The organism is Candidatus Hydrogenedentota bacterium, assembly GCA_012730045.1.
Lineage (GTDB): Bacteria > Hydrogenedentota > Hydrogenedentia > Hydrogenedentales > CAITNO01 > JAAYBR01.
Genome location: JAAYBR010000121.1, coordinates 1 through 5,204, shown reverse-complemented (window position 1 = coordinate 5,204; position 5,204 = coordinate 1). Strand labels below are relative to the sequence as shown.

Genomic DNA, 5,204 nt, shown 5'->3' with positions numbered 1-5,204 from the left:
CGCTTTGGTTCCCGGGAAAGAGCTGCCGGGAGGGGTGCGGCATGGATCCTCCCCGGGCAAAGCGGTGTCGCCGCTTCGCTCTGCCACCGCACTCCACATAACAGACGGACCCGCCAAGAACGTGCGGGGGCTCCCGCGACATCTGACGTCTGACACGCCTTTCTTCAACGACATTCCCGCCAATGAACACTGAGGGCTGCGGGAGCGCCGGAAACGTAGACGCGCCATCTTGGCGCGTTCTTGGGGTTTTCGTTGGCCCAAAGAACGCGCCAAGAGGATGCGTCTACATTGCGGGCTTTCTCGCCGACTTACTTCATTGGCAGGAGGCCGCCCCGGCCGACGCGGCAACCTCTTGTCGGAAAGCCCCAAACCCTCCGCATCTCATGGGTGAATGAACACCTTTCACACCGCCGGCGCTGAAAACAGTGTTGACATCCGACCCCGCTTCCGATATACTCCCAGATAGGAATAATTCTTATGAAGATCCCCAGAGAGACGGTTGACCGCCGCATGGCGTTCTTCCGGGAAGCCTGCGAGCGCCTTGGCATCAAGGTCACGCACCAGCGCCTCGAGATTTTCCGCGCCATCGCCTCGACGGAGGAGCATCCGGACGCCGTGTCGGTGCACCGGCAGGTGCGCCGCAGGGTGCCCACGGTCTCCCTGGACACGGTGTACCGCAACCTGCGGCTGTTCGCGGACCACGGGCTGGTGTCCATCGTGGGCATGAGCCACGAGAGCGTCCGGTTCGACGCGAACATGGGGGCGCACCACCATTTTGTGTGCGAGCGCTGCGGGCTGATCCGCGACTTTGCGGCCGACGCGGCGCTGGCGGCGCCGGAGGCGGCGAAGGCGTTCGGCGCGCCCCGGTTGTTGCGGCTGGAGGTGCGGGGGGTGTGCGCCGCGTGCCAGAAAAAGATTCCGCAGAAGTAGGGCCTTTCCCTGGCCTGCGGAACAGCAAATATTCCTATCTAGCAGGAAGACGTAAACGGGGAAGCGCCCGCCCGGCCACGGGGCGCGAGGGAAGCCAGCAACCAACACCCACAGGAGGGAACAGACCATGACCGACAAGAAGAAACTCACCACCAACGCCGGAGCCCCCGTGCCGGACAACCAGAACGCCATGACGGCGGGGCCGCGCGGCCCCATGCTGCTCCAGGACGTCTGGTTTCTGGAGAAACTGGCCCACTTCGACCGCGAGGTGATCCCCGAGCGGCGCATGCACGCCAAGGGCTCCGGCGCCTACGGCACCTTCACCGTCACGCACGACATCACGCACCTCACCAAGGCGCGCATCTTCTCCGAGGTGGGAAAGAAGACGGACATGTTTGTCCGCTTCTCCACCGTGGCGGGCGAGCGGGGCGCGGCGGACGCCGAGCGCGACATCCGCGGCTTTGCCCTGAAGTTCTACACCGAGGAGGGCAACTGGGACCTCGTGGGGAACAACACGCCCGTGTTCTTCCTGCGCGACCCGCTGAAGTTCCCGGACCTCAACCACGCCGTGAAGCGCGACCCGCGCACCAACCTGCGCAGCGCGCGCAACAACTGGGACTTCTGGACCTCGCTCCCCGAGGCGCTGCACCAGGTCACCATCACCATGAGCGACCGCGGCATCCCGCTGTCCTACCGCCACATGCACGGGTTCGGAAGCCACACCTTCAGCATGATCAACGCCGCCAACGAGCGGGTCTGGGTCAAGTTCCACCTGAGGACCGAGCAGGGCATCAAGAACCTGACGGACGCCGAGGCCGAGGCCGTCGTCGGCAAGTGCCGCGAGAGCCACCAGCGCGACCTCTACGAGAGCATCGAGAACGGGGATTTCCCCCGCTGGACCATGCGCCTCCAGGTGATGACGGACGAGCAGGCCCAAAACTGCCCCTTCAACCCCTTCGACCTGACCAAGGTGTGGTCCCACAAGGACTACCCGCTTCAGGACGTGGGCGTGTTCGAGCTGAACCGCAACCCCGAGAACTACTTCGCCGAGGTCGAGCAGGCGGCCTTCAACCCCGCCAACATCGTCCCCGGCATCGGGTTCTCCCCCGACAAGATGCTCCAGGGCCGGCTCTTCTCCTACGGCGACGCCCAGCGCTACCGCCTCGGCGTCAACCACCACCTCATCCCCGTCAACGCGGCCCGCTGCCCCTTCCACAGCTACCACCGCGACGGCGCGATGCGCGTGGACGGCAACCACGGGAGCACCCTCGGCTACGAGCCCAACAGCTACGGCGAGTGGCGGGAGCAGCCCGAACACGCCGAGCCGCCCCTGCCCCTGTCCGGCGCCGCCGACCACTGGAGCCACCGCGAGGACGACGACGACTACTACAGCCAGCCCGGCGCGCTCTTCCGCCTCATGACCCCGGCGCAGCAGGAGGCCCTCTTCGGCAACACCGCCCGCGCCATGGGCGACGCCCCCCGCGAGATCAAGGTCCGCCACATCGGCAACTGCCTCAAGGCCGACCCCGCCTACGGAAAAGGCGTCGCCGACGCCCTCGGCATCCCCCTCAGCGAAGTGGGCGGGTGACGCATGCAGCCTCCGCCGCTCCCCGCCCCGCGCGGGCGGGGAGCGGCGGGGTGAATGGATAAAAAGAAGCGCGTATCAACCAGGAAAAGGAGATCAGAACCATGAAACCGCAGAGAATTGCAGCAGGTGCCCTGCTGGCTGTGCTGGCGGCGTGCGTCTCCGGCGCGGTCTTTGCCGCGGACGCGGTGCCGAGCAGCTACTCGCCCGCCGTCATCACCGAGCCCTTCGCCTCCATCATGGAGCGGATGGCGGCGGCCAAGCCGGAGATCAACGCGCGGCACCAGGCGCTGCTGGAGGAGCGCTACGACCTTGGCGACGCCCCCCAGGACGGCGCCGCCATGTCGCGGGGAAAGGCCGTCCAGGGCGGGGTCCGTGTGAAGCTCCCCGCCGGCGTGACCTGGGAGAGGCTGGCCGAAATGACCCCGGAGGAGATCAGGGAAAAGGATCTGTTCCCTGCCGGGTTTCTGCCCCTCCCGTTCCCCAACCACCCCGAGGGCGGCATGCTCTTCCCGCAGTATGTGATTGACGAGATCAACCGCCAGGAGCAGCGGGACCTCACCCGCTTCGACCTGGACTTTGACCTCCCCGACCACTTCCTGCCCGAATACCCGCCGGCCATCTACCTGACCACGCGCCCGGACCTCGGCGACGTGTCCCAGGGACAGGTGGTCACGCTGATGAACTACTACGAGCTGTTCAACGGCATCCTCAACCCCAAGCAGATCGAGGGCCTGCGCCTGCTCGTCACCCCGTTCCCGCAGCAGCAGTTCAACCAGACCGAGGACCGCCGGTCCGCCCTGCCCAGCCGCGGCGTGACCTGCTTTGACTGCCACGTGAACGGCCACACCAACTCGGCCACCCACCTCGTCGGCGACATCCGCCCGCAGGAGTTCAGGCACCGCATCGAGACCCCGCCCCTGCGCGGTGTCAACGTCCAGCGCATCTTCGGCTCGCAGCGCGCCCTGAAGTCCATCGAGGACTTCACGGAGTTCGAGCAGCGCGCCGCCTATTTTGACGGCGACCACGTCCTGGCGGCGAAGAAGGGCGTGAACGCGCTGGAGCGCGGCAGCCAGGTTCATTTCATGGCGGAGTTTGAGTCGCTCCTCGACTTCCCGCCCGCGCCGAAGCTCGACATCTACGGCAAGCTGGACGCCTCCAAGGCGACGGAGTCGGAGATGCGGGGACAGGAGGTCTTCTTCGGCAAGGCCCGCTGCGCCGAGTGCCACCCCGCCCCCTACTACACCGACAACACCATGCACAACCTCAAGGCCGAGCGCTTCTACAAGCCGCGCATGATCAACGGCATGATGGCCGGTGCCGACGGCCCCATCAAGACCTTCCCCCTGCGCGGCATCAAGGAGTCACCGCCCTACATGCACGACGCCCGCCTCCTCACGCTGGCCGACACCGTCGAGTTCTTCAACATCATCCAGGGCCTCAAACTGACGGCCCAGGAAAAGGAAGACCTCGTCAGCTTCATGCTCGCCCTCTGACGGCCCGCGCCGTCGGGGGGAAGCCCTGAAAAAAAGACGCCGCCGCCACGGAACCCCGTGGCGGCGGCTTGTTGTTTGGCGTTAACCTGCGGTCTTCGGGGCGGGGATAGGCGCTGCCCCGTCCCCGCGCGGGGAGACCGACGGCACCATCATTGCCCCAAGGCCGACACGGTGCGGAGCACCTTGGAGTGCGGCAGCTTGCTGCCGCCTTCCTTCCCGCAGGCTCGCCTGCGGGCCGCGATGGCGAAGGGAAGGGCCTTGCCAAACAGTCGCCTGCCCTTTCCCCGGTCACCCCGCGCGCTCTTCCCCGTCCCCCGTTGCGCTCGGAGGCTTTCTGAACGGCCACACGGCGGCCGCGGCACACCAGAGCAGGATGCCAAACGACAAATTGGCCAGAAGGACGGAGAAGTTGCATTCCTGGCCATCGGTCCAGTGGATGATTTCACGAATGGCCCGCCCGGGAACCGCCATAAGCGATATGAGCGCAATCAGGGCGATGCGGAAAAGGGCACGTTTTCCCGCCGGCAGGCCCCGCCGGTGTCGTTTGTAGGTCTCAAGCACCCCGATACACAGGACTCCCGACATAAGGAGGTAGCCCAGGGTCATTGCGATGACTTCGTCAAGCGGGCGCACATAGAAGGCTTGTGGGGGATACCGGACCACTACCGACAGACTGAAACACCCCACCGCCAACAGGAAGCCTCCGATCGCCACGGTGGCACCCCGGTCCGCCATGTGGAGGACGCGGGAGAGGGTGGTCTGTGGCGGTGTCGGTGTCATGGTCACTTCCTTGACAGCAGGCTATCACATCTTTGCGAGACTGTCAATTCGAACGTTTCCGGAAGACGGTTGTTCGGAACGAAGGAGGTTGCTCGCGCAAACCCGCGCGGGCAGGCCCGCGCGCAGAAAGGCGGCGGCAAGCCACCGTACTCCAAGGCGCGCGAAACGCGCGCGGGAAGACCGACGGCGCCATCATTGCCCCAAGGCCGACACGGTGCGGAGCACCTTGGAGTGCGGCAGCTTGCTGCCGCCTTCCTTCCCGCCGGCTTGCCTGCGGGCCGCCATGGCGAGCCCCTGACCGCCGTGGGCGGGAATTCTGTCCATGAAGCTATGGATACGGGTGTCCTTTCCCTCTTCACCCCGGAGGGGTGAGGGCCATTAGCCGGTGGTTGAGCGTCAGCGACACCACCGGG

General features: G+C 66.1%; 4 protein-coding genes. 3 read left to right on the top strand and 1 reads right to left on the bottom strand.

Going from position 1 to position 5,204, the window contains the following annotated elements:
• Nucleotides 1–477: 477 nt before the first annotated feature.
• The 3 genes from GXY15_13535 to GXY15_13525 all read left to right on the top strand — a co-directional run bounded on the left by GXY15_13535 (nucleotide 478) and on the right by GXY15_13525 (nucleotide 4,011).
• On the top strand, nucleotides 478–930 hold the full coding sequence (locus tag GXY15_13535) for a transcriptional repressor (GenBank protein ID NLV42229.1): 453 nt from the start codon (nucleotides 478–480) through the stop codon (nucleotides 928–930).
• 127 nt (nucleotides 931–1,057) lie between these two features.
• Nucleotides 1,058–2,518, top strand: coding sequence for a catalase (locus GXY15_13530; protein ID NLV42228.1), 1,461 nt, complete (start codon nucleotides 1,058–1,060; stop codon nucleotides 2,516–2,518).
• 101 nt (nucleotides 2,519–2,619) lie between these two features.
• Nucleotides 2,620–4,011, top strand: a complete 1,392-nt coding sequence (locus GXY15_13525; protein NLV42227.1) for a cytochrome B6 — start codon at nucleotides 2,620–2,622, stop codon at nucleotides 4,009–4,011.
• 288 nt (nucleotides 4,012–4,299) lie between these two features.
• Here the strand turns inward: GXY15_13525 and GXY15_13520 are convergent, their stop codons facing one another.
• Nucleotides 4,300–4,791 (bottom strand): hypothetical protein, encoded by a 492-nt coding sequence (locus GXY15_13520; GenBank protein ID NLV42226.1) that lies wholly within the window; start codon nucleotides 4,789–4,791, stop codon nucleotides 4,300–4,302.
• Between the last annotated feature and the right edge of the window lie 413 nt (nucleotides 4,792–5,204).

Excerpts from the sequence above, each read along its gene's own strand:
- GXY15_13535 (NLV42229.1), top strand. The coding sequence starts at position 478 with ATGAAGATCCCCAGAGAGACGGTTGACCGCCGCATGGCGTTCTTCCGG.
- GXY15_13530 (NLV42228.1), top strand. The coding sequence starts at position 1,058 with ATGACCGACAAGAAGAAACTCACCACCAACGCCGGAGCCCCCGTGCCG.
- GXY15_13525 (NLV42227.1), top strand. The coding sequence starts at position 2,620 with ATGAAACCGCAGAGAATTGCAGCAGGTGCCCTGCTGGCTGTGCTGGCG.
- GXY15_13520 (NLV42226.1), bottom strand. The coding sequence starts at position 4,791 with ATGACACCGACACCGCCACAGACCACCCTCTCCCGCGTCCTCCACATG.